This window comes from Pseudoalteromonas aliena SW19, from assembly GCF_014905615.1.
Classification (GTDB): Bacteria; Pseudomonadota; Gammaproteobacteria; order Enterobacterales; family Alteromonadaceae; genus Pseudoalteromonas; species Pseudoalteromonas aliena.
The window spans coordinates 36658-60641 of the sequence record NZ_AQGU01000020.1; the positions used below are offsets into that span (position 1 = coordinate 36658).

General features: G+C 38.6%; 23 protein-coding genes. 20 read left to right on the plus strand and 3 right to left on the minus strand.

Features of this window, described 5'->3' with window-relative positions:
• Positions 1-8: 8 nt before the first annotated feature.
• The 3 genes from recF to dnaA are packed head-to-tail and all read right to left on the minus strand — an operon-like array spanning position 9 to position 3624.
• Entirely contained in the window at positions 9-1103 is a 1095-nt protein-coding gene (gene recF, locus PALI_RS01900; RefSeq protein ID WP_193154690.1) for a DNA replication/repair protein RecF, read from the minus strand.
• 15 nt (positions 1104-1118) lie between these two features.
• On the minus strand, positions 1119-2222 hold the full coding sequence (gene dnaN / locus PALI_RS01905) for a DNA polymerase III subunit beta (protein ID WP_077536534.1): 1104 nt from the start codon (positions 2220-2222) through the stop codon (positions 1119-1121).
• 13 nt (positions 2223-2235) lie between these two features.
• Positions 2236-3624, minus strand: a complete 1389-nt coding sequence (gene dnaA / locus PALI_RS01910) for a chromosomal replication initiator protein DnaA (RefSeq protein ID WP_077536535.1) — start codon at positions 3622-3624, stop codon at positions 2236-2238.
• Positions 3625-4141: 517 nt separating this feature from the next.
• Here dnaA and rpmH point away from each other — a divergent pair.
• The 20 genes from rpmH to PALI_RS02010 all read left to right on the plus strand — a co-directional run bounded on the left by rpmH (position 4142) and on the right by PALI_RS02010 (position 23935).
• Positions 4142-4276 carry a 50S ribosomal protein L34 gene (rpmH, locus tag PALI_RS01915; protein WP_004335215.1) on the plus strand — a complete coding sequence of 45 codons (135 nt, stop codon included), beginning with the start codon at positions 4142-4144 and terminating at the stop codon, positions 4274-4276.
• A gap of 7 nt (positions 4277-4283) precedes the next feature.
• Positions 4284-4706 (plus strand): ribonuclease P protein component, encoded by a 423-nt coding sequence (gene rnpA / locus PALI_RS01920; RefSeq protein WP_077536536.1) that lies wholly within the window; start codon positions 4284-4286, stop codon positions 4704-4706.
• Between the two features lie 129 nt (positions 4707-4835).
• Positions 4836-5105, plus strand: coding sequence for a membrane protein insertion efficiency factor YidD (gene yidD, locus PALI_RS01925; RefSeq protein WP_077536537.1), 270 nt, complete (start codon positions 4836-4838; stop codon positions 5103-5105).
• A gap of 8 nt (positions 5106-5113) precedes the next feature.
• Positions 5114-6748 (plus strand): membrane protein insertase YidC, encoded by a 1635-nt coding sequence (gene yidC, locus PALI_RS01930; RefSeq protein ID WP_193154691.1) that lies wholly within the window; start codon positions 5114-5116, stop codon positions 6746-6748.
• A gap of 164 nt (positions 6749-6912) precedes the next feature.
• Complete coding sequence (gene mnmE, locus PALI_RS01935) at positions 6913-8277, plus strand: tRNA uridine-5-carboxymethylaminomethyl(34) synthesis GTPase MnmE (protein ID WP_193154692.1); 1365 nt, start codon at positions 6913-6915, stop codon at positions 8275-8277.
• Positions 8278-9381: 1104 nt separating this feature from the next.
• The gene (mioC, locus tag PALI_RS01940; RefSeq protein ID WP_193154693.1) at positions 9382-9831 is read left to right on the plus strand and encodes an FMN-binding protein MioC; all 450 of its coding nucleotides are present in this window, start codon (positions 9382-9384) and stop codon (positions 9829-9831) included.
• Between the two features lie 428 nt (positions 9832-10259).
• Entirely contained in the window at positions 10260-12149 is a 1890-nt protein-coding gene (mnmG, locus tag PALI_RS01945; protein ID WP_077536540.1) for a tRNA uridine-5-carboxymethylaminomethyl(34) synthesis enzyme MnmG, read from the plus strand.
• A gap of 15 nt (positions 12150-12164) precedes the next feature.
• Positions 12165-12785 (plus strand): 16S rRNA (guanine(527)-N(7))-methyltransferase RsmG, encoded by a 621-nt coding sequence (gene rsmG, locus PALI_RS01950; RefSeq protein WP_077536541.1) that lies wholly within the window; start codon positions 12165-12167, stop codon positions 12783-12785.
• Between the two features lie 14 nt (positions 12786-12799).
• Positions 12800-13585: a ParA family protein gene (locus tag PALI_RS01955; protein ID WP_004335235.1), complete on the plus strand. Its 786-nt coding sequence runs from the start codon at positions 12800-12802 to the stop codon at positions 13583-13585.
• A 20-nt stretch (positions 13586-13605) separates the two neighbouring features.
• Entirely contained in the window at positions 13606-14532 is a 927-nt protein-coding gene (locus PALI_RS01960; protein ID WP_077536543.1) for a ParB/RepB/Spo0J family partition protein, read from the plus strand.
• Between the two features lie 142 nt (positions 14533-14674).
• Positions 14675-15055, plus strand: coding sequence for an ATP synthase subunit I (locus PALI_RS01965; RefSeq protein WP_182701909.1), 381 nt, complete (start codon positions 14675-14677; stop codon positions 15053-15055).
• Positions 15056-15070: 15 nt separating this feature from the next.
• Positions 15071-15928, plus strand: a complete 858-nt coding sequence (gene atpB, locus PALI_RS01970; RefSeq protein ID WP_077536545.1) for a F0F1 ATP synthase subunit A — start codon at positions 15071-15073, stop codon at positions 15926-15928.
• A gap of 61 nt (positions 15929-15989) precedes the next feature.
• On the plus strand, positions 15990-16223 hold the full coding sequence (gene atpE, locus PALI_RS01975; protein WP_004335261.1) for a F0F1 ATP synthase subunit C: 234 nt from the start codon (positions 15990-15992) through the stop codon (positions 16221-16223).
• A gap of 41 nt (positions 16224-16264) precedes the next feature.
• The gene (gene atpF, locus PALI_RS01980) at positions 16265-16735 is read left to right on the plus strand and encodes a F0F1 ATP synthase subunit B (protein ID WP_077536546.1); all 471 of its coding nucleotides are present in this window, start codon (positions 16265-16267) and stop codon (positions 16733-16735) included.
• Between the two features lie 16 nt (positions 16736-16751).
• The gene (atpH, locus tag PALI_RS01985) at positions 16752-17285 is read left to right on the plus strand and encodes a F0F1 ATP synthase subunit delta (RefSeq protein WP_077536547.1); all 534 of its coding nucleotides are present in this window, start codon (positions 16752-16754) and stop codon (positions 17283-17285) included.
• A gap of 14 nt (positions 17286-17299) precedes the next feature.
• Positions 17300-18841: a F0F1 ATP synthase subunit alpha gene (atpA, locus tag PALI_RS01990; protein WP_138584863.1), complete on the plus strand. Its 1542-nt coding sequence runs from the start codon at positions 17300-17302 to the stop codon at positions 18839-18841.
• Positions 18842-18901: 60 nt separating this feature from the next.
• Positions 18902-19762, plus strand: coding sequence for a F0F1 ATP synthase subunit gamma (atpG, locus tag PALI_RS01995; RefSeq protein ID WP_193154695.1), 861 nt, complete (start codon positions 18902-18904; stop codon positions 19760-19762).
• A gap of 33 nt (positions 19763-19795) precedes the next feature.
• Positions 19796-21181 carry a F0F1 ATP synthase subunit beta gene (atpD, locus tag PALI_RS02000; protein ID WP_024611288.1) on the plus strand — a complete coding sequence of 462 codons (1386 nt, stop codon included), beginning with the start codon at positions 19796-19798 and terminating at the stop codon, positions 21179-21181.
• Between the two features lie 13 nt (positions 21182-21194).
• The gene (locus PALI_RS02005; RefSeq protein ID WP_077536550.1) at positions 21195-21617 is read left to right on the plus strand and encodes a F0F1 ATP synthase subunit epsilon; all 423 of its coding nucleotides are present in this window, start codon (positions 21195-21197) and stop codon (positions 21615-21617) included.
• Between the two features lie 155 nt (positions 21618-21772).
• Positions 21773-23935: a winged helix-turn-helix domain-containing protein gene (locus PALI_RS02010; RefSeq protein WP_193154696.1), complete on the plus strand. Its 2163-nt coding sequence runs from the start codon at positions 21773-21775 to the stop codon at positions 23933-23935.
• The last annotated feature ends 49 nt before the right edge of the window (positions 23936-23984 follow it).

Consider the following 23984-nt stretch of genomic DNA (forward strand, 5'->3'; position numbering starts at 1 on the left):
AATCCCACTTATCTTGTTATTAGGTTGCCATGTTTCACGTGGAACATTTGTAGTTCTCGTTGCATGGGTTCCACCACAGCAGAAATACTTTCAGACAAAATTGAAGAGATAAAAATTTGAGAACTGCAGTGAGACAATAACTGTCCGACTTTCTCTTTTGTATCTTCGCCTAACTCTGAAGGTAGATCATCTATTAGCAATATTGATTGCTTATCTGTCTCTGACTCAATTAAGCTATTTTGCGTTACTTTTAACGCATACAGTAATAGCTTCAATTGACCGCGCGAAAAAGTATTCTCTACACTACTGCCAGCGACACTAAAACTAAAATCGGCCTTATGCGGCCCTTTACTTGTAAACCCTTGGCGAGCATCTCGCTCAAAGTTTTGCTCTAATGCATCTGCAAGAGATTCATTCTCTTTCCAGCCTGCATTAAAGCTCATTTCTAAATCGCGTATAAGCGTTAATTCTGCACACATTTTATCAAAAAATTGCTGCTTAAACCTACTTATATACGCCATTCTTAATTTATTTATTTGTTCAGCCAGTCTAACAAATTCTTTGTCCCAAAACTTAATTTGGTCAAAATAATTCTTAGGCTTAGTCTTTAGCAATGCATTACGCTGTTTTAATACTTTATTAAACGATTGCCACAAGTAAAAAAACTCATGTTCCACGTGGAACAAACCCAAATCTAAAAACTTTCTACGCTCTTTAGGTCCACCAAAAAATAAAGAATAACTCTCTGGTGTAATTATTTGAACTGGCATGAGCTGAGCGAGCTCTGATATTTTACGACTTGCCTTACCCTGAATTTTTAAATTCGTTTCGCCTGTTTGGGTTTTACTTATACCGATAGGAATGGATAAATCATGTATTGCTTTACGACCATGAATAACAAATTGTTCTTGCTGGTGCGCAATAATACTTTTGTGTTTTGGAGTACGAAAAGACTTGCCGTGAGAAAGGTAATAAATAGCTTCTAAAAGGCTAGTTTTACCACTGCCATTTTCACCATATATTATGTTAACGCCATTTACTGGTTCTAGCGTCAGTGCCTCAATATTACGAAAATATTTGAGGCTCAAATGACTTAAACTCATTATATATTAATAGTCTTATAAGCGCATAGGCATAACAACGTACATCGCTTCTTCATCGCCTGCACCTTCAATTAATGCGCTGCTGTTTGAATCGGCTAATGTAAATAATACATCTTCTGTTTTTAATGTATTTAAAACGTCTAATACATAAGATACGTTAAAACCTATCTCTAAATCGTCGCCTTGGTAACTTACCTCAACAACTTCTTCAGCTTGCTCTTGTTCTGGGTTGTTAGCCGTAATTTTTAATAAACCATTCGATAAGTTTAAACGAACACCCCTAAACTTTTCGTTCGATAGAATAGATACGCGCTGAAAAGCATTTCGCAGCCATTCACGATTAGCCGTAATTACTTTGTCGCCACCGCGCGGTAATACACGACGATAGTCAGGAAAACGTCCATCAACCAATTTACTCGTAAATATAAATTCAAGGTCAATAATGCGAATATGATTAGCGCCAAATTGAATTGTTACTAACTCGTCATCAGCAACCATTAGGCGCATAATTTCTTGCACCCCTTTACGAGGGATAATGAGTTGTCGCTGAGTGTTAAGCGATTGCGTTAATTGTTTTTGCGCTATAGCCAAACGGTGCCCGTCAGTGGCCACTGTTTTTATATCAGTATTATCTACTTCAAACGACATACCATTTAAGTAATAACGTACATCTTGATTCGCCATCGAAAAATGCGTGCTTTCGAGTAACTTTCGAAGCTCTAAACGAGTAAGCTGAAACTCAACCTCTCCATCCCACTGCTCTAAATTTGGAAAGTCATCAGCCGATAAAGTCGTTAATGAAAAGCGACTTTTACCACTAGTCAAAAGTAATTGATGCTCTTGCAAGCTTAAAGTAATGTCTGAACCATCAGGTAGACTTTTACAAATATCGAGTAACTTTTTAGCGGGTAACGTTAGTTTTGTATCAGCAATGTCATCACCTACAAATACGCCCGAAACGAGTTCAATTTCAAGGTCAGTCCCTGTCATTGAAAGCTGTCCGTTTTCTACTACTAACAAAACGTTAGATAAAATTGGTAGCGTGTGTTTACGCTCTATGGCGCCAGACACTTGTACCAATGGCTTTAAAAATTGTTGTCTTGATATTGTTATTTGCATAATAAAGTCAGCCCTAAGATGACAATGTTCTTATTAAATTTTGGTAATCTTCTTTAATTTCGTGGCTTTCGTCACGTAGCGATTTGATCTTACGACAAGCGTGCAATACGGTCGTATGATCGCGTCCACCAAATGCATCACCAATCTCCGGTAAACTGTGATTAGTTAATTCTTTAGACAGTGCCATAGCAACTTGTCGCGGTCTCGCTATAGAGCGACTGCGACGCTTAGACAACAGGTCTGATATACGAATTCGATAGTATTCAGCAACCGTACGTTGAATGTTATCTATGGTAACCAGTTTATCTTGCAAGGCAAGCAAATCACGCAGCGCTTCTTTTACAAAATCGATAGAAATTGGACGACCTGTAAAGTTAGCGTTAGCAATTACACGGTTAAGCGCGCCTTCTAATTCGCGTACATTTGAACGTAATTTTTTAGCGATAAAAAAAGCAACTTCGTGAGGTAAGTTTATTTTACTCTGCTGGGCTTTTTTCATCAAAATAGCAACTCGCGTTTCGAGCTCTGGTGGCTCAATCGCGATAGTTAACCCCCAACCAAAACGTGATTTAAGACGATCTTCAACGCCTTCAATCTCTTTAGGATAACGGTCAGAGGTCAAGATAATTTGCTGGTTGCCTTCAAGTAAGGCATTAAAGGTATGAAAGAACTCTTCTTGAGAGCGTTCTTTGTTAGCAAAAAATTGAATATCATCAATCATTAATGCATCAACACTTCGGTAATAGCGCTTAAACTCTTCAATCGCATTATTTTGTAGCGCTTTTACCATGTCTTGAACAAAGCGCTCTGAATGCATATAAACAATTTTAGCATCTGGCTTATTAGCCATTATGCCATTACCTACAGCATGCAATAAGTGAGTTTTACCTAAACCAGTACCACCGTATATAAATACAGGGTTAAAAGCAGAACCAGGATTATCTGCAACTTGTGTGGCCGCAGCTTTTGCTAATTGGTTTGATTTACCTTCAACAAAACTATCAAATGTGTAGTTTTCTTTAATATTAGATTTATAACCAGACTTAGGTGCAGGCTCAACCACCGGCTTTTGCTCTCGAGGCTGTTGCTTTGTTGAAGCCTGCGCACTTGGCGCTAGTTGAGTTTCTACAACAGGTGCAGCCTGCGCATTCAATAAAGGTTTACTTCCCACATCAAAACGCAGCTCTGGTGCTTCAACGCCACAGATCTCAACCAATAATTCGTTAATTCTATTTAGGTACTTTTCTCTCACCCAATCAAGCACAAAGCGATTAGGTGCATAAATCGTCAAGGTATCTTCGGTACTTTCTGCTTGAAGTGGTCTTACCCACATACTGAACTGCTGCGAAGGCAATTCATCTTGCAATACATATAAACAACTTTGCCAAACCGACAGATACACAGTTAAACTCCCAGAGATATAATTTTTATTCCCGCACATCATTAATGATTAAAAATCATGCATTTATTGCGTAAAAATAGCCAAATAAGTGGCCTAAGGCCGCGTATTATGAAGGCACTTTATCCACAAGTAAAAGATTGATTTTTATAAAATTGTTGATATCGCTGTATAAAAACATTAACAGACTGATTTTAATGAGCTTTTATTTAAAAGCCTGAAGATAGATCATAACAAAATAACACGAAGATCGCGAACCAATTTTACGATCCATTTTACTTTTCCCCCGCTTTTATTCACTTTCTATACAGGGGCTGTGGAAAACTTCTTATTTATGATGATCCTAGTTGATCATAATTTTCGATCACCATTAATAGAGTAACTAACACTTAGTGTAGGGTGTAATTATGATTGACTTTAAGTCACTTCATCTATAATATCTCGCGCTCGCAATGGCACCTATGCCAGGATCGCGACCTGTATAGGATGTTTTAACTTTAACCGATCGGATGAGATTGTTATGAAAAGAACTTTTCAACCTAGCGTTTTAAAACGCAAACGTGCACACGGCTTCCGTGCTCGCATGGCAACTGTAAATGGCCGTAAAGTATTAGCACGTCGCCGCGCTAAAGGCCGCAAAGTTCTTTCTGCTTAATTTATAAGTGGAAGACTTTAGCTTTGGCAGGGAGTTACGTCTGTTAACTCCCTCGCATTACTCTCGCATATTTAATGAACCCGCTCGGGCTGCAACTCCTTTCTTTACTCTATTAGCTAAACCGAATGACCAAGATAAACCTAGGTTAGGTCTTACTGTTGCTAAAAAACGTGTAAAAAAGGCATGCCAACGAAACCGTATTAAACGTCTCGCTCGCGAAAGTTTTCGTTTAAATCAACACAGCATCGATAATATTGATATTGTGCTTATGGTCAAAAATGGTATTGACGATCAGTCTAATGAAGAATTAACCAAGCAACTTACTAAATTATGGCGAAAAATTAACGAACGCTGTAAACCAGGTGCACCTAAACCGCCACCTTTTAAGAAACGCCCTAACAAATCAGCTAAATCTAATAAACAAGCCTAATTGCAATAGAATTGCAGGGTTAATTAATGTATCTTTAGCTCACCTTTTAATCATGCATTTAAAATTTCTAATTGAGTCTTTAAATACATGATATCTATCTCACTAAACTTAAGTAGGGGCATAAACATCATGAGGTTACTTAAACCACTTGTTGCTTTACCAACTTTTTGTTTAGTGTTATTTATCCGCGGTTATCAAAAGTGGATTAGCCCGCTGTTAGGTCCGCATTGTCGTTTTAATCCAACCTGTTCTAGTTACGCTATTCAAGCAATTAAATTGCATGGATCGGTAAAAGGGAGTTGGTTAGCTTTGAAGCGCATATTAAAATGCCATCCTTTACATTCAGGCGGAGATGACCCCGTCCCTGAAAAATATATTAACCACCAACACGAGAAATAAGAGCTGTTATGGAATCGCAACGCACGTTTTTATTAATTGGCCTAATGCTAGTGTCGTTTTTATTGTTCCAAGAATGGGACAATGATTACAACAAGCCTAAAGTCGATCCAAGTGCCACAACACAAACACTAAAAGCAAATTCACCAGAGTCAGATGATTATATTCCTTCATCATCAGATTCAGAATTACCTACTTCAGCAACTTTAGCTAAACGTTCAGTTATTGAAATTACAACTGACGTTTTTAAAGTTAAAATTGACACCAAAGGCGGTGACATTGTTGAAACAGACCTTCTTCAATACGAAGATACCAAAGGAAGTAACACGCCTTATATGTTGCTTGGTGAGTTTGATGGTAATCAATACTTTTCACAAAGTGGCTTAATTGGTTTGAATGGCCCTGACGCATCAGCGAATGGCCGCCCTACTTACAGTACCGAACAAAAATCATATACCTTAACAGGTGATGAGCTTCGTGTTCCACTTCAGTTTACTGATAGTAATGGTGTTAACTTTACTAAAACCTATGTATTCAAAAAAGGTCAATACGATGTTGGTCTAGAATATAAAATTAACAACACCACCAGCGCACCGCTTCAAGTACAGCTATACACTCAAATTAAGCGCACAGTACAAGAAAAAGGCAGCATGGTTGATCAAAACTATTTAGGCGCTGCATACGGTACTGATGAAGAAAAATACGAAAAGTATAGCTTTTCAGATATGGCTGATAAAAACCTAAACAAAAACACCCAAGGTGGTTATGTTGCGTTTATCCAGCATTACTTTGTAAGTGCTTGGGTGCCAATGCAGGATCAATCAAATACACTTTATAGTTTAATTACAAAAAGTAATGCCGCTATTATTGGTGCTAAAGATGAAGCTGTTAATATTCAAGCAGGTAGTGAGCAAACACTAACTGCTATTTATTATATGGGTCCGAAAGAATCAGATATTCTTGAAGCGATTCACCCAGACCTAGATTTAACTGTAGATTACGGTTGGTTATTTTTTATCTCGCAGCCTTTATTTGTATTGCTAAAATGGTTACACAGCATTTTGGGTAACTGGGGTGTAGCTATTATTGCCATCACTATTATCGTTAAATCGTTAATGTATCCACTTACCAAAGCGCAATATACTTCGATGGCAAAAATGCGTGCCCTACAGCCTAAAATGGCAGCCCTTAAAGAAAAGTTTGGTGATGACCGTCAAAAGTTCGGCCAAGCAACTATGGAAATGTACAAAAAAGAAAAAGTGAACCCTATGGGTGGCTGTTTCCCTATTTTGCTACAAATGCCAATTTTCTTAGCCTTGTTCTACGTATTCTTAGAGTCTACTGAACTTCGCCATGCTGAATTTATTTTTTGGTTAACAGATCTTTCTGCGAAAGACCCATACTACGTACTACCCATCTTATTTGGTTTGAGTATGTTTGTGACGCAAAAACTACAACCTATGACGGTGACAGATCCAATGCAGCAAAAAATGATGACCTTTATGCCGGTTATCTTCTCTGTATTTTTCTTATGGTTCCCATCGGGTTTGGTTCTTTACTGGTTAGTGTCTAACCTTATTTCTATCGTCCAGATGTTAATTATCTACCGTGGCATGGAAAAGAAAGGAATTAAAGTAAGAGGCTAATTGCCTATACCCAGCCACATCAAGATGGTTTGGGTATATTACTCATATAAAGGCGACTTCGGTCGCCTTTTTTATTGCCTGTTTTTCACCAGAGTATTCGCGAGTGTTTATTTCATAGGTTACAATACCGCCATAAAGTTACTCATCGTTGGCAAATTAATAGCATGATCAATCAAGATACAATTGCAGCACAAGCAACTGCCCCCGGACGTGGTGGTGTTGGTATTATTCGCGTTTCAGGTAGCCTTGCTAAAAGTGTTGCCGAAAAAGTGGTAGGTAAAATACCTAAAGTTCGCTACGCCGATTATGTGCCATTTAAAAGCCTTACTGGCAAACAGCTTGATCAAGGTATTGCCATTTACTTTGCAGGCCCTAACTCATTTACTGGCGAAGACGTACTTGAGTTACAAGGCCACGGCGGTCCTGTAGTACTGGATATGTTACTTAAAGAAATTAGTAAAATAGACGGCGTTCGTTTAGCAAAGCCAGGTGAGTTTTCTGAGCGTGCATTTATGAACGACAAGCTTGATTTAACACAAGCAGAAGCTATCGCCGACTTAATTAATGCTACAAGTGAGCAAGCCGCTAAAAGCGCCCTACAGTCGCTGCAAGGTGAATTTTCTAAGCACATAGAAACACTGGTAGAAAAAGTAATTCACTTACGTATGTACGTAGAAGCGGCAATTGATTTTCCTGATGAAGAAATTGATTTTTTATCTGACGGTAAAGTATCTGGTGATTTAGATGCCATTATAAATCAGCTCAATACCGTAACCAATCAAGCTAAACAAGGCAGCATCATGCGCGAAGGTATGCGTGTTGTAATTGCAGGTCGCCCTAATGCGGGTAAATCAAGCCTACTCAATGCCCTAGCTGGTCGTGAAGCCGCAATCGTAACAGAAATAGCCGGTACCACTCGCGACGTACTACGAGAGCATATACATATAGATGGTATGCCACTGCATATTATAGATACCGCAGGCCTACGCGAAAGCCCCGATCGCGTAGAGCAAATAGGTATTGAACGTGCTTGGGATGAAATAAACCAAGCCGATCGGGTTTTATTTATGCTTGATGGCACAGATACGATAGATACTGACCCACACAAAATTTGGCCTGAATTTATGGCAAAATTACCAGAAGGTATGGGCGTTACGGTCATCAGAAATAAAGCTGATTTGTCGGGCGATATAGTCGGTATGGAGCAAGAGCAACAATACCCGGTCATCAGCTTAAGTGCCAAAAATGCTGACGGTATTGAACTCGTTCGCGAGCATTTAAAGGCCTGTATAGGTTTTCAGGGCGCGACTGAAGGTGGCTTTATGGCGCGCCGCCGTCATCTAGATGCACTAGAAAGTGCTGCGTATCATTTAGATACAGGTAAAACGCAATTAGAAATGCACATTGCCGGTGAAATACTGGCTGAAGAACTGCGTTTAACACAGCAGTATTTAAACGAAATTACAGGTGAATTTACCTCAGACGACCTACTTGGCAAAATATTTAGCTCGTTTTGTATTGGTAAATAAACACCTTATTACAAACATATTCTTATTATAAAGAGCACTCAGGTGCTCTTTTTTATATAAAAAATTCTGCTCTAAAATATGCTATTTATTGGTCTAATAACTGAGAATTACTGCCAATAAAATAATATTCAAAGTTACCTTTATAACAGCCAAGAGAGGTCAGATTACGTAGATTAAACAACAAGAGGTACACACTTTGGAGGCATTATTAGCGAAACTTGCACCTATAATTAATACATAATCGATACATTTTTCAAACCAGAACACGCTTTTAAAGCATTATGCTTCATGCAAAAAATAGTTATAAATTGCCTTTTTATACTAACTTTAGTTAGCCAAAACACTCTGTAACATACCTCACACACATAAAAATGATGTTTTTTACTCAATTAAAAAGCTAAAAAACATAGGTTAATAGTGTAAAAAGCTTACTTTTGACACTATATGATTTGATGATCACTATCATTATTTAAATAAAACAACTCAACAGTTAAGCCCACTAAACCTTTGATCTACTAATTCACCAACTAAATTTTTTTAAATAACGGATCTAAATCTATATTAAATTAAAAATATCCAGATCACTTATCCACAAAGCCAGCTTTTTTGCTCAAATAAATACCAAAACAAGGTAAATCAGCCGCAAAAAACTCGCGATCAATTAAAATTTACCTGTTTATAAGCTTATTTTTTATTAATTTCATTAGATCTGCTCTATTAGATCATTTTTTAAAATTATTTTTGATCTGTATTTGAGGTTATCAACAGGCTTTATATCCACATTATGATCAACATGTATTTTAGATCGAAAAATTTGCAATTCAGTTTTTGACTAATAAGTAATATCAATAGCTTAGCGAATATAAAACAACCTAAAAATCACTTTAAACATAGCTTCCCCCAACCTTATCAACAACTTGATAAGAAGATTACATTTAAAGATAATTTGTTAATCTATTAATTATCAATAAGTTAAAGGCTCTCTAAAAAAGCAGTGTAAAATTACTACAAAAATAGTTATACAAAATAGCACTCTTAACTTTACTGTTATACTCACTCAGTTATCATAGGCAACAATTAAAACTAATGTGATCACTAATATTCATGAGTTCAGTAAATCTTATTGTTGGCAGCCAAATGGGATCAGCCGAGTATGTTGCAGAGCAATTAAACGATGAACTTAATAATCGAGGTATTACGAGTCAACTGCATGATCAACCTGAGTTTAATAATATTGATCAGCAAAATACTATTTGGCTAATCTGTACATCAACGTATGGTGCGGGTGATTACCCTGAAAACCTTATTAGTTTTGTGGAAGATCTGACACAAGTAAATGATTTATCTCATTTAAAATATTCAGTAATCGCTTTGGGCGACACCAGTTATGACACTTATAACCTTGCTGGACGTAATATAGATGCATTATTAACTCAAAAAGGGGCTATGAAAGTAGCAGAGCGTTTAGAGCTTAATATTCTTGATGAACCACTACCAGAAGATACTGCATTAGCATGGATAGACTCTTGGATAGCTCAAACAGGCTTAAAATAGATAGATCAAGTGAAAAGTTATATATAAAGTTACCCACAATTTACTAATAATTTAATAGATTTTGTGGATAAAGATTGAATAAACTGCTTTTTAAAGCATGCTTATCCATTGGATAAGATCTAACTGATTCAGCCCTGTGCATAAAGTGCCTTTTTGATCAGAGCTTATTTGCTGGATGATCCGATCATATTAACACCTTTAGATCCGATCTAATTTCATGTTTTAAATGAAGATCTAAACCTTATCAACAGAAAAGCCGATCAGTAGTAGTAATAGTAATTAAAGATCTCTTTAAAAGATCCTTTATATTATTAGAGATCACATACTTAGATCTTGCCCACTGTTTAATCATTTATTTTCTGCTAATTTCTAGGTAGAATACGCTCCCTTTTGAAGTTTACCGGTTTGATTTAAGTAGGATCCCATTAATGATTTTTCACGAAAATTTTGACGTTATCGTAGTAGGTGGTGGACATGCTGGCACTGAAGCCGCATTAGCAGCTGCCCGAATGGGGATGAATACCCTGCTACTGACTCACAATATGGATACCCTTGGTCAAATGTCTTGTAATCCAGCAATTGGTGGGATAGGCAAAGGTCATTTGGTAAAAGAAATTGACGCGCTTGGTGGTGCAATGGCACAAGCTATTGACAAAGGCGGGATCCAATTTCGTACACTGAATTCTTCAAAAGGACCTGCTGTTCGTGCAACTCGAGCACAAGCAGATCGCGCTTTGTACAAAGCGGCAATTCAAACAACATTACAAAACCAAGATAACCTTAAAATTTTTCAACAATCATGTGATGATCTTATTGTTGAAAACGATCGTGTCACTGGCGTAGTAACTCAAATGGGTTTACGTTTTAGTGCACCGAGTGTGGTGCTAACCGTAGGTACTTTTTTAGGTGGCCAAATACACATAGGTTTAGAAAATTACAAAGGTGGCCGTGCTGGCGATCCTCCATCAATTGCATTGGCTGAACGTTTACGCGAGCATCCTTTTAGAGTGGATCGTTTAAAAACAGGTACACCGCCGCGTATTGATGCCCGTACTGTTGATTTTACAAAAATGGAAGCACAGCCTGGTGATACACCAACACCTGTATTTTCATTTATGGGTAAACAATCAGATCACCCACAACAAATACCGTGTTACATCACTTACACAAACGAAAAAACACATGATGTAATTCGTAAAAATTTACATCGTTCACCAATGTACTCAGGTGTTATTGAAGGGATTGGTCCGCGCTATTGCCCATCAATTGAAGATAAAATTGTTCGTTTTGCAGATAAAGACAAACATCAAATTTTTGTTGAGCCAGAAGGCTTAACCTCTTATGAGCTATACCCTAACGGTATTTCAACAAGTTTACCGTTTGACGTGCAATTAGAAATAGTGCAATCAATTACAGGTTTTGAAAACGCACATATTTGTCGTCCTGGTTACGCTATTGAATACGATTACTTTGATCCACGTGATTTAAAACAGTCTTTAGAAACTAAATTTATTGAAGGCTTATTTTTTGCGGGTCAAATTAACGGTACTACCGGCTATGAAGAAGCCGGTGCACAAGGTTTAATTGCAGGTATGAATGCGGCGCTAAAAGTGCAAGGTAAAGATTCTTGGACTCCACGCCGTGATGAAGCTTACGTGGGTGTTTTAATCGACGATTTGGCAACACTGGGTACGAAAGAACCGTACCGTATGTTTACAAGCCGTGCCGAATACCGTTTATTACTTCGTGAAGATAATGCTGATATTCGTTTAACTGAAAAAGGCCGTGAGCTAGGACTTGTTAATGACGAACGCTGGCAGGCTTTTAATGAAAAAATAGAAGTGATCGAAAAAGAGAAACAGCGTATTAAAGATACATGGATCCACAAAGATCATAATGTTATTGATCAAGTTAATGCATTACTAAAAACACCGCTTACTCGTGAAGCTAGTTTAGAAGAATTACTTCGCCGTCCTGAGATTCGCTATAACGATCTTATGGCTATTGATGGATTAGGATCTGAATTTACAAACAAAGCCGCACTTGAACAAGTTGAGATCCATACTAAGTACGCCGGTTACATTGCGCGTCAACAAGATGAGATCAATAAACAACTTCGTCATGAGCAAACAATTTTACCAAAAGAGTTTGATTATAAAACCGTATCTGGTTTATCAAATGAGGTAGTTGCAAAGCTTGTTGAGTCGCGTCCTGACACTATTGGTCAAGCATCGCGTATTTCTGGTATCACCCCAGCGGCGATTTCGCTATTATTAGTGTATCTGAAGAAGCAAGGCTTATTACGCAAATCTGCGTAACAGTAAGGGTACATAGTGTTACAGCAACAATTAACTACATTGTTAGCGCAAACTGATATTGCGCTAACAGAAAAACAACAGCAACAGCTAGTTCGTTACGTCGAGTTACTGAATAAGTGGAACAAAGCTTATAATTTAACCTCAGTACGCTTACCAGAAGAAATGATGATTAAGCATATTATGGATAGCTTAGTTGTTGCGCCTCATTTACCCGGTCATCATTATATTGATGTTGGAACAGGACCTGGTTTACCGGGTATCGTATTAGCGATTGCATTACCGGATACACATTTTGTGTTATTAGATAGCTTGGGCAAACGTGTACGATTTTTAATGCATGTTAAACATGAACTTGGACTCGATAACGTCACCCCTGTGCAGTCAAGAGTTGAAGAATATCAACCAAGTGTTAAATTAGATGGCGTACTCAGTCGTGCATTTGCTTCATTACAAGATATGGTTGACTGGTGTTCGCACTTAATTGATCATTCTGGTAAATTTATAGCCCTTAAGGGTGTATTCCCTAGCGAAGAGCTAGAGTCATTACCCGCTGGCGTTAAGTTTGAGCAAAAAATTGCATTAGAAGTACCTAAGTTAGATGCACAACGACATTTAATTATTCTTTCTAAAGACTAGGGATCAGAGACACCGTGGCAAAAGTCATCGCATTAGCAAATCAAAAAGGTGGAGTGGGTAAAACTACAACCGCTGTTAATCTCGCTGCGTCCATGGCTGCAACGAAACGTAAAGTGCTGTTAATTGATCTCGATCCGCAAGGTAATGCGACTATGGGTAGTGGCGTGGATAAGTATGGCGATGTGCCAACTATTTACGATTTGCTAATTGAAGATAAACCTATAGAAGACGTAATCATCAAAGAAACGTCGGGCGAATATCATATGATTGCTGCAAATGGTGACGTAACCGCTGCAGAAGTTAAGCTTATGGAATTATTTGCTCGTGAAGTGCGTTTGCGTAACGCGCTTGAAAAAATTCAGGATCAGTACGAATTTATTTTTATCGACTGTCCCCCTTCTCTAAATATGCTAACGGTTAACGCCATGGCAGCAGCCGATTCTATTTTAGTACCGATGCAGTGTGAGTATTATGCGCTCGAAGGACTAACAGCATTAATGGATACGATTACGCAACTTGCTAAGTTAGTGAATCCTAGCTTACAAATTGAAGGCATACTTCGTACTATGTATGATCCACGCAATCGTTTAGCAAATGATGTATCAGAACAATTAAAACAACATTTTGGCGATAAAGTATATCGCACGGTGATCCCACGTAATGTTCGCTTAGCGGAAGCCCCAAGTTTTGGTACTCCTGCTATGTATTATGACCGGGCATCAAGTGGCGCTAAAGCCTATTTAGCACTTGCTGGTGAAATGCTGCGCAGAAAAGAAAAAACAGCGTCAGTTGTCGCCTAACTTTGAGGTAAAAAAATAACATGTCTGCTAAAAAACGAGGTTTAGGCCGAGGACTCGACGCACTTTTAAGTTCGTCAAAGCCTGCACCAATCGAAAGCAAGGAACAAGACACATCAAATGTGACCGAAGCTGTGCAAAATGCAGCTGGACCTAATAACAGTGAATTACAAAAACTCCCTATTGAGTTTTTACACTCAGGTAAATATCAACCTCGTAAAGACATGTCTGAAGAAGCGTTAGAAGAGCTTGCTAGTTCTATTCGCTCACAAGGGATAATTCAACCAATAGTTGTACGCCCTGTTGCCCACAATAGTTTTGAAATCATAGCGGGTGAGCGTCGTTGGCGCGCAGCGCAAATAGCAAAGCTTGAAACGGTACCTTGTATTATTAAAGATGTACCAGATGAAGCAGCCGTTGCTATTGCACTGATAGAAAATATTCAGCGTGAAGACTTAAATGCAATGGAAGAAGCAGTTGCGTTAAATCGCCTACTTAATGAATTTGAATTAACACATCAGCAAGTAGCTGATGCCGTTGGTAAATCACGCACCACAGTCACTAATTTATTACGCTTAAATAATTTAAACGGTGATGTGAAAATTTTGTTAGAGCATGGTGATATCGAAATGGGTCATGCGCGTTGCTTATTAGCCCTTGAAGGTGAAGCACAATCCGATGCTGCTCGTTTAGCTGTAGCTAAAGCGCTCACTGTTCGTGAAACAGAAAAGCTAGTACGCTCAATTTTAGAGCCGATACCAGCCAAAGAAGTCATTGAAAAAGATCCAGATGTTAAGCAGTTAGAGCAACAACTCGCTGAAAACCTTGGTGCCAAAGTAGAAATTAACTACAACAAAAAAGGCAAAGGTAAACTGGTTATTTCATATACAAATTTAGATGAGTTAGACGGCATTTTAAACCGTATCAATCACGACAATACCCACCATTAATTTATTACATGTCTGAAAAGAGACATTTGTAGCCATTTTGTGTTACAAACCGTCTACTCAAGTTGCAAAACTGGCAGGATTAAGTATAATTTCGCCAGTTTTAACACCCTAACAATTAGAACGCCATAAAGGTTAACTAACAGTGACTAATAAGTTAGCAAGTCCATATCGACTTGCCGCATTAAAGTTAATTTGTCTTCAGGGAGTTGTAGCATTAATTGCTGCTGTAATTATTTTTTTTAGTTCGGGAGTCAATGCCGCACTTTCATCACTCGCTGGTGGCGCTGTAGCAGTACTTCCACATTTTGTATTTGCGCTCTATGCATTCAGATATATGGGAGCAAGTAGAGCAGATCAAGCGTATGCTTCGTTAAAACGCGGCAACGGATTAAAATTTATGCTAACAATCGTATTGTTTGCGCTAGTACTAAAGCATTTTCCGGTGATTTTATTACCTTTTTTTAGTAGTTATGTACTGGCGTTATTTACTGGATTGTTTGCACCCGTTTTTTTTAAACATTAACTTTTGGGATATAACATGGCAGCAGAAGAAGTTACTCTATCTGGCCATATCCAGCACCATTTGACCAATGCTAAGATGTGCTCGACCGATACAGGTCTCGCCTTCAATAAAGCATGTACGGACAGTGGATTCTGGACATGGCATATAGATACCCTCGCGTGGTCAATCGGTTTAGGTCTTATATTTTTATGGATCTTCCGTAGTGCCGCTAAAAAATCAACACTAGGTGTACCTGGAAAATTTCAATGTTTTATTGAAATGGTCGTAGAGTTTGTTGGCGACAACGTACGCGATACTTTCCATGGTAAAAGCAAGCTTATTGCACCATTAGCATTAACGATATTTGTTTGGATATTTTTAATGAACTTGATGGATTTAATCCCAGTTGATTTCTTACCTGCACTTGCTGGCTTTGTTGGTGAGACTGCATTTGGTATGGATTCACATGACGTGTACATGAAAGTTGTACCTACTACAGATATCAATTTGACTGCAGCGCTAGCGCTAGGTGTATTTATTTTAATGATTGGTTACTCTATTAAAATAAAAGGCATTGGCGGGTTTATTAAAGAGTTAACGCTTCACCCGTTTAGCTCAAATAATATGGCACTACAAATCCTTTTAATCCCATTTAACTTATTACTTGAACTGATTGCGCTGGTTTCTAAACCGTTTTCATTAGCGCTACGTTTGTTTGGTAACTTATATGCGGGTGAATTGATTTTCATATTGATCGGCGCTATCGGATTTATGCAATTACCATTGCATTTTGTTTGGGCTGTATTCCATATCTTAGTCATTGTATTGCAAGCATTCGTATTTATGATGCTAACAATCGTATACCTAAGCATGGCAAGCTCAGATAATCACTAATTTTTATATTTACAATTTTACTTTTACTTTTAACTTTACAATTGAAACTTTGGAGAAAAAAATGGAACTAGTATTAGGTCTTAAGTACATCGCAGTAGCTTTACTAATCGGTTTTGGTGCAATCGGCACAGCAATCGGTTTTGGTAACATGGGCGGTAAATTCCTTGAAGCATGTGCACGTCAACCTGAGCTTGCACCTTCGCTACAAGTTAAGATGTTTATTCTTGCTGGTCTAATCGATGCTGTAGCAATGATTGGTGTTGGTATCGCTATGGTATTGTTGTTCGTACTTTAATTTTATTTTTTGAACAGCTTACTATTTAAGGAGGAGCGGTTGTGAATTTAAACGCCACTCTTATCGGTGAATTGATTGCGTTTACGGTGTTCGTATTATTTTGTATGAAATACGTATGGCCACCACTAAACGGTGCAATTGAAGCTCGCCAGAAAAAAATCGAAGATGGTTTAGCTGCCTCTGATAGAGCCGAAAAAGACTTAGAACTTGCGCAAAAGAAAGCTGCTGAACAGCTTAAAGATGCAAAAGCTCAAGCGGCTGATATCATTGATCAAGCTAAAAAGCGTGCAGTGCTAATTGTTGACGAAGAAACAGTTCGTGGACAGCAAGAGCGTGAAAATATCATTGCTCAAGGGCACTCTGAAGTTGAGTCTGAGCGTAATCGTGTAACAGAAGAGCTACGTAAGCAAGTAGCAACTCTTGCAGTGATTGGCGCAGAACGTATTTTAGAGCGTGAAATTAATCAAGCCGCACATAGTGACATCGTTGAAAAACTTGTCGCTGAGCTGTAATTAGGAGGGTATGAGCATGTCTGAATTGACTACTATCGCTCGCCCATACGCTAAAGCGGCTTTTGAACTTGCCGTTGAAAAAGGCACTATAGAAAGTTGGAATGACATGTTGTTCTTTGCTGGCCACGTTGCCGGTGATGAACAAGCATCAGCCATTCTATCTGGATTGCCTACTGCTCATGCACAAGCTGAATTATTTATCAGCATTTGTGCAGAGCAGCTCAACGAACAAGGTCAAAACCTAGTTAAGGTGATGGCTGAAAATGGACGTTTGATAGCACTACCTGCAGTTGCACAGTTATTTGCTGAATTTAAAGCAGAATACGACAAAGAAATCGAAGTAGACGTGATTTCGGCAACACCTCTTGCTGCAACGCAGCAGGAGTCATTGGTAGCGGCACTTGAAAAACGTTTCGCACGCAAAGTTAAGCTGAATTGTAGTGAAGACGCTACAGTTGTTGGCGGCCTTATTATTAAGGCGGGTGACACTGTAATCGACGGCTCTTTACGCGGTAAATTAAATCGCTTAGCCACAACACTACAATCGTAATTGGGAAAAAGAGCATGCAACTTAATTCCACTGAAATTTCAGAACTAATCAAACAACGTATTGAGAAGTTCGAAGTTGTAAGTGAAGCTCGTAACGAAGGTACTATTGTATCTGTTACTGACGGTATCATCCGCATCCACGGTCTAGCTGACTGTATGCAAGGTGAAATGATTGAGCTTCCAGGCAGCCGTTATGCTATCGCACTAAACCTTGAGCGCGACTCAATTGGTGCAGTAGTAATGGGTCCTTACGCTGACCTTACTGAAGGCGTAAAAGTATATACAACTGGTCGTATCTTAGAAGTTCCTGTTGGCCCTGGTCTACTTGGTCGTGTTGTAAACACACTAGGTGCACCAATCGATGGTAAAGGCGCTTTAGATAACGACGGGTTTGAACCTGTAGAAAAAATTGCACCAGGTGTAATCGAGCGTAAATCTGTAGATGAGCCAGTTCAAACTGGTTATAAATCTATTGATGCGATGATTCCAGTTGGTCGTGGTCAACGTGAACTTATCATTGGGGATCGCCAAACAGGTAAAACTGCACTAGCAATCGATGCAATCATCAATCAAAAAGACACAGGCGTTAAGTGTGTGTACGTAGCGATTGGTCAAAAAGCATCTACTATTGCTAACGTAGTACGTAAATTAGAAGAGCATGGTGCACTAGCAAATACTATCGTAGTTGTTGCATCTGCTTCTGAATCTGCGGCACTTCAGTACTTAGCACCGTTCGCGGGCTGTACTATGGGTGAATACTTCCGTGACCGTGGTGAAAACGCGTTAATCGTATATGATGATTTGTCTAAGCAAGCAGTTGCTTACCGTCAAATTTCATTACTACTTAAGCGTCCACCAGGCCGTGAAGCATACCCAGGTGACGTATTCTACCTTCACTCTCGTCTTTTAGAGCGTGCATCGCGTGTAAACGCTGAGTACGTTGAAAAGTTCACCAATGGTGAAGTGAAAGGTAAAACAGGTTCATTGACGGCATTGCCAATCATTGAAACTCAAGGCGGCGACGTTTCTGCGTTCGTACCGACTAACGTTATCTCTATCACCGATGGTCAGATTTTCTTAGAAACTGACTTATTCAACTCAGGTATCCGTCCGGCAGTAAATGCTGGTATCTCGGTATCGCGTGTTGGTGGTGCTGCGCAAACTAAAATCGTTAAGAAACTAGGTGGCGGTATTCGTCTAGCCCTAGCTCAGTACCGTGAATTAGCTGCGTTCTCGCAGTTCGCGTCTGACCTTGATGATGCAACTCGTGCTCAACTTGAGCATGGTGAGCGTGTAACAGAGCTAATGAAGCAGAAGCAGTACGCGCCAATGTCTGTTGCTGAAATGTCTTTGTCGCTATTTGCTGCTGAAAAAGGCTTCCTTCAAGATATCGAAATCGCGAAAATCGGTGACTTTGAAGAGGCTTTACTTTCTTATGCAACTAGCACATACGCAGAGCTTGTGGCTCAAATCAATGAAACAGGTAACTTAAATGCCGAGATCGAAGCGCAGCTTAAAGAACTTCTAGAGAAGTTCAAGTCTACGCAAACTTGGTAATTTAGTTATTAATGGTGCGCTTTAGTTTTCTAAAGCACACCTTGATTCGGAGAGAGAGTCATGGCCAGCGGAAAAGAGATTAAAAGCAAGATCGGGAGTATTAAAAATACTCAAAAGATCACTAGCGCAATGGAAATGGTTGCTGCGTCTAAAATGAAAAGGGCGCAAGAACGCGTTGCTTCAAGCCGTCCATACGCTGACAAATTACGTGAAGTAATTGGTCGTGTTGCTCAAGCAAATCTTGATTTTACTCACCCGTTCTTGAAAGAACGTGAAGTAAAACGAGTTGGTTATATTGTTATCTCTACAGACCGTGGTCTGTGTGGCGGCTTAAACTCAAACGAGTTTAAGAAAGTTGCACTTGATGTTAAAGCGTGGAAAGAAAAAGGTGTTAATGCTGAATTTGCTACTTTAGGTAGTAAAGCAGCTGGCTTCTTTCAACGTTTTGGTGGTCAACTACTCGCTAAAAAAGCGGGCCTAGGAGATAAACCTTCAGTACAAGACGTAATTGGTCCTGTAAAAGTTATGCTTGATGCATTTTCTGAAGGCAAAATAGACCGTTTATTCTTGGTATATAACAAGTTCGTTAATACCATGAAGCAAGAGCCAATTATAGATCAGTTACTCCCTTTGCCAAAAGCTGAAGAAGAAGTATCTGCCCACACATGGGATTACTTATATGAGCCAAACCCAGAGGCTATTTTAGAGTCTTTGTTAGTACGCTTTATTGAGTCTCAAGCATACCAAGGTGTGGTAGAAAATGCTGCCTCTGAACAGGCTGCTCGTATGGTTGCAATGAAAGCTGCAACTGATAACGCAGGTGACCTTATGGATGAGCTACAGCTTGTTTATAACAAGGCTCGCCAAGCAGCAATCACACAAGAAATTAGTGAGATTTGTTCTGGCTCAGCAGCAGTTTAATGCTTCGGGTAAAGATTAACGAGAGGAATAGACATGAGTTTAGGTAAGGTCGTCCAAATTATCGGCGCCGTTGTGGATATTGAATTTCCACAAGATAGCGTGCCAGCGGTATATCACGCACTAAGAGTAACAGATGGCGACTTAGCAGGCTTGACTTTAGAAGTCCAGCAGCAGCTAGGTGGCGGTGTAGTGCGTACTATCGCTATGGGTACTACAGACGGTTTACGTCGTAGTGCTTTAGTTATGAATACAGGTGAATCGATTCAAGTTCCAGTTGGTAAAGCAACGCTTGGTCGTATCATGAACGTACTTGGTGAGCCAATTGATGAAGCGGGTCCAATCGGCGAAGAAGACCGTATGTCTATTCACCGTGCAGCGCCTTCATACGAAGAGCAATCAAGTTCAGTTGAGCTTTTAGAAACTGGTATCAAGGTTATCGACCTTGTATGTCCATTTGCTAAAGGTGGTAAAGTTGGTTTATTCGGTGGTGCCGGTGTTGGTAAAACTGTAAACATGATGGAACTTATCCGTAACATCGCAATCGAGCACAGCGGCTACTCAGTATTCGCAGGTGTTGGTGAGCGTACACGTGAGGGTAACGATTTCTACCATGAGATGAACGATTCAAACGTACTTGATAAAGTATCGCTTGTATACGGTCAGATGAACGAGCCTCCAGGTAACCGTTTACGCGTAGCGTTAACAGGTCTTACTATGGCTGAAAAGTTCCGTGACGAAGGTCGCGATGTACTTTTCTTCGTAGATAATATCTACCGTTACACACTTGCTGGTACAGAAGTATCTGCACTACTTGGTCGTATGCCATCAGCGGTAGGTTACCAGCCTACACTTGCTGAAGAAATGGGTGTGCTTCAAGAGCGTATCGCTTCAACTAAGACGGGTTCAATTACATCAATCCAAGCGGTATACGTACCTGCGGATGATTTAACAGATCCATCTCCAGCAACGACCTTTGCTCACTTAGATGCAACTGTAGTACTTTCACGTGATATCGCATCACTTGGTATTTACCCAGCGGTAGATCCACTTGATTCATCTTCACGTCAACTTGACCCACAAGTAATTGGTCAAGAGCACTACGATACAGCACGTGGCGTTCAAACAGTTCTTCAGCGTTACAAAGAACTTAAAGACATCATTGCAATCCTAGGTATGGACGAGCTTTCTGACGAAGATAAGCAACTTGTATCTCGTGCGCGTAAAATCCAACGTTTCCTATCTCAGCCGTTCTTCGTGGCAGAGGTGTTTACAGGCGCGTCGGGTAAATACGTATCACTAAAAGATACAATTGCTGGCTTTAAAGGTATTTTAAACGGCGAGTTTGATGACCTTCCAGAGCAAGCGTTCTACATGGTTGGCTCTATCGAAGAAGCTCAAGAAAAAGCCAAAGGCATGTAAATAGGAGGGTAGTATGACAGCTATGACTGTACATCTTGACGTAGTAAGCGCTGAGCAGAGTTTATTTTCTGGTCTTGTTGAATCGATTCAAGTATCTGGTAGTGAAGGCGAGCTAGGTGTAAACCTAGGCCACGCTCCATTACTAACTGCCCTTAAACCTGGTATGGTACGTTTAGTTAAGCAATTTGGTCACGAAGACGTGATGTATGTTGCTGGCGGTACGTTAGAGGTTCAACCTAATCGCATTACGATTCTTGCAGATACTGCAGTTCGTGGTGAAGATTTAGATGAAGACTCTGCGCAAAAAGCTAAACGTGAAGCTGAAGAGCAAATGACAAAAACGTCTGCAACAGAGTTGGATTATCAACATGCAGCCGTACAGCTTGCAGAAGCAATTGCGCAGTTACGCGTAATTCAGCAGTTACGTCACAAGTAAGCCTATCCGGTTTGTTAAAAGCCCACTTTATGTGGGCTTTTTTGTGCCTGTAATTAATGACAGTGATGATCTTAACTGTTAACCTATCGTTCATAATGTGTCTGTTTATTGGTAATTTTGACTGACATGAAATGGAATGGTTAAGATAAGTTGTAATGAAAGAAGCTAATTTTCCTAGAACTGTAAAAGAAATTAAATTTGGAGCTTGGAGCTTAAACCCTAAGTTGCAAATGATTTATGATGGCGAAGTAGAAAGAGAGCTTGAGCCGCTTCTTTTTAAAATACTTTCTTATTTGATTATTAATAAAGAAGAGATAATTACCCGCCAAGATTTAATTGATGATGTTTGGTGTCAGCATTATGTTGATGATAATGCAATCAATCGAGCTATGTCCGAACTTAGGAAAGTCTTAAAATCCGAAATACAACGCGGATTAGTGGTAAAAACGCATTATAGAAAGGGTTATAGCTTTTTCTTAGAGCCTGAAGTAATTTATTATGAGGAAAATACCTCGCTTTCAAACGCGTCTTTTGCTCATGCACAAAAAGGCTCTCTTGCGTCACAAGAATCTTATGATATTAAACCTAAGTTATTCAGTATATCTATACTAGTTGTGATATCTCTTGCAGCTATAATCTTTTATTCATACATAAACTTTTATAAAAATCATAATATAAAAAGTATAGATGATACTTACAAAGCTGATATTGAAAATATTAATGTTGTAAATAAAGAATACAAAGAAGAAACGCTTTCATGGATGCAAGGTAAATATACCGAAATAATGGTATCTCCAATTAGTAATTTAGCCGCATTTTCTTTTATTAAAAAAGAGGGAAACTTTTCTTCATTGATGGTAAAAAACTTAACCACTGGCCAAGAAAATCAAATTAGTGAATTAAATGCCAATGTGTATCCTGTTGGATGGTCATCTTCAAACAATGAAATTATTTATAGGATTCAGAATAATTCAAAATGCGAAGTGTGGAGTAATGACAGCAGCTCAACAAAAAGTAGTAAGTTTATCTCCGATTGTCAGTATCAAAGCTTTTTTGGAACTACTGTTGATGATAAGACTTTTGTTTATTCAAAATATGGCTATAGGGGAAAGGAGCAATTATCCGTTATTGTAAATAGAAACTTAATTACAGGGGCTGAGTTTCAGATTAGTTCTCCCAACTTGAGCTCTTTTGGAGATAAATTTTTACACTATATTAAAAGTGATAGAACAGTAATTTTTGAGAGGAACCAGTTAGAAAGTAGTGAGCTTTTTATTACTGATTTGGAGGGGGGTAATCAGACTAAGTTATACTCCTCAAAAAACAGAATATGGGCAGTCAATTATTTCGAGAAAACAGATATTTTAGCTTGGTTTGATAATGTAGAAAATACCTTATATAACTATTCACTATTAAAAAGGAAAATCACTAGAAAAATCTCAATGGATAAAATAAGCGATTATTCAAGTGTTTACCCTATCAGTGAAACAAATATTATTGCCGCAACTAACCCGTATGTTTTTGGGGTTTATCGGCTTGATTTAGAAAAATCTGATTTTTCTGTTATTGAATCAGATAAGTCTAAAGAACGTTTCTCGGTTGGTTTTAGAGATGAAAAAATAGCTTATTTGACTCACTCTGATGGTAGTCAAAAATCAATACTGACTTTTATAGAGAAGACAGGAGAAAAAACAAGTAGTGAGATTAATAATAATTATAAAGCGATTAGACTTGCCAAAGAAAAGCGAGAGATGTTGGTATTAAATGATAGTAGATTAGAAATTATTGATGAGGATACATTTTCTGTAATTGATATCATAGAGGCAAAGGGAACTATAGTCTCAGCTGAATATATTAATAAAGATAATATTGCTTATGTAATACATCAGGGTAATGGAAAGCAGAACCTTAGCTATGTATATAATAGAGAAACCTCTAACAGTTTTTTAATTCCAATACCGCAAGCTATATGGCTAAATCAGTTGCCAAATGGAAACTTTATAGCTTTATTACCACATAATGAGCTGCATGTTTTTGACTCATCATCAGGAAAAGTTATTGTTACGATAAAGTTAAATAAGTTATTTTATCGACATTCACTTTCTTTAGACGAAGGTAAGTTAATTCACTCTAACGGTAGAAGTATTTATTTATACAACTTTGAAAAAGGGTTTACTAATAAACCAGAAAAGATTTATGACTTTGATAGTTCAATTTATGTAGTAGACAGCATTAGTTATAATAGCTCTGAAGGTTTTATACTAATGGATTTAATAAAAAATGAGGATAATAGGTTAGTAATGGTATCAGCAGAATAGATATGGAGTTTACTGTACTGAATGTGTATTCGTGTGATCACAAATAGGT

Bases quoted from the DNA above. Each gene is read 5' to 3' on its own strand.
- recF (WP_193154690.1), bottom strand. From the start codon at position 1,103: ATGAGTTTAAGTCATTTGAGCCTCAAATATTTTCGTAATATTGAGGCA.
- dnaN (WP_077536534.1), bottom strand. From the start codon at position 2,222: ATGCAAATAACAATATCAAGACAACAATTTTTAAAGCCATTGGTACAA.
- rpmH (WP_004335215.1), top strand. From the start codon at position 4,142: ATGAAAAGAACTTTTCAACCTAGCGTTTTAAAACGCAAACGTGCACAC.
- yidD (WP_077536537.1), top strand. From the start codon at position 4,836: ATGAGGTTACTTAAACCACTTGTTGCTTTACCAACTTTTTGTTTAGTG.
- yidC (WP_193154691.1), top strand. From the start codon at position 5,114: ATGGAATCGCAACGCACGTTTTTATTAATTGGCCTAATGCTAGTGTCG.
- mnmE (WP_193154692.1), top strand. From the start codon at position 6,913: ATGATCAATCAAGATACAATTGCAGCACAAGCAACTGCCCCCGGACGT.
- mioC (WP_193154693.1), top strand. From the start codon at position 9,382: ATGAGTTCAGTAAATCTTATTGTTGGCAGCCAAATGGGATCAGCCGAG.
- mnmG (WP_077536540.1), top strand. From the start codon at position 10,260: ATGATTTTTCACGAAAATTTTGACGTTATCGTAGTAGGTGGTGGACAT.
- PALI_RS01960 (WP_077536543.1), top strand. From the start codon at position 13,606: ATGTCTGCTAAAAAACGAGGTTTAGGCCGAGGACTCGACGCACTTTTA.
- atpB (WP_077536545.1), top strand. From the start codon at position 15,071: ATGGCAGCAGAAGAAGTTACTCTATCTGGCCATATCCAGCACCATTTG.
- atpE (WP_004335261.1), top strand. From the start codon at position 15,990: ATGGAACTAGTATTAGGTCTTAAGTACATCGCAGTAGCTTTACTAATC.
- atpH (WP_077536547.1), top strand. From the start codon at position 16,752: ATGTCTGAATTGACTACTATCGCTCGCCCATACGCTAAAGCGGCTTTT.
- atpA (WP_138584863.1), top strand. From the start codon at position 17,300: ATGCAACTTAATTCCACTGAAATTTCAGAACTAATCAAACAACGTATT.
- atpG (WP_193154695.1), top strand. From the start codon at position 18,902: ATGGCCAGCGGAAAAGAGATTAAAAGCAAGATCGGGAGTATTAAAAAT.
- atpD (WP_024611288.1), top strand. From the start codon at position 19,796: ATGAGTTTAGGTAAGGTCGTCCAAATTATCGGCGCCGTTGTGGATATT.
- PALI_RS02005 (WP_077536550.1), top strand. From the start codon at position 21,195: ATGACAGCTATGACTGTACATCTTGACGTAGTAAGCGCTGAGCAGAGT.
- PALI_RS02010 (WP_193154696.1), top strand. From the start codon at position 21,773: ATGAAAGAAGCTAATTTTCCTAGAACTGTAAAAGAAATTAAATTTGGA.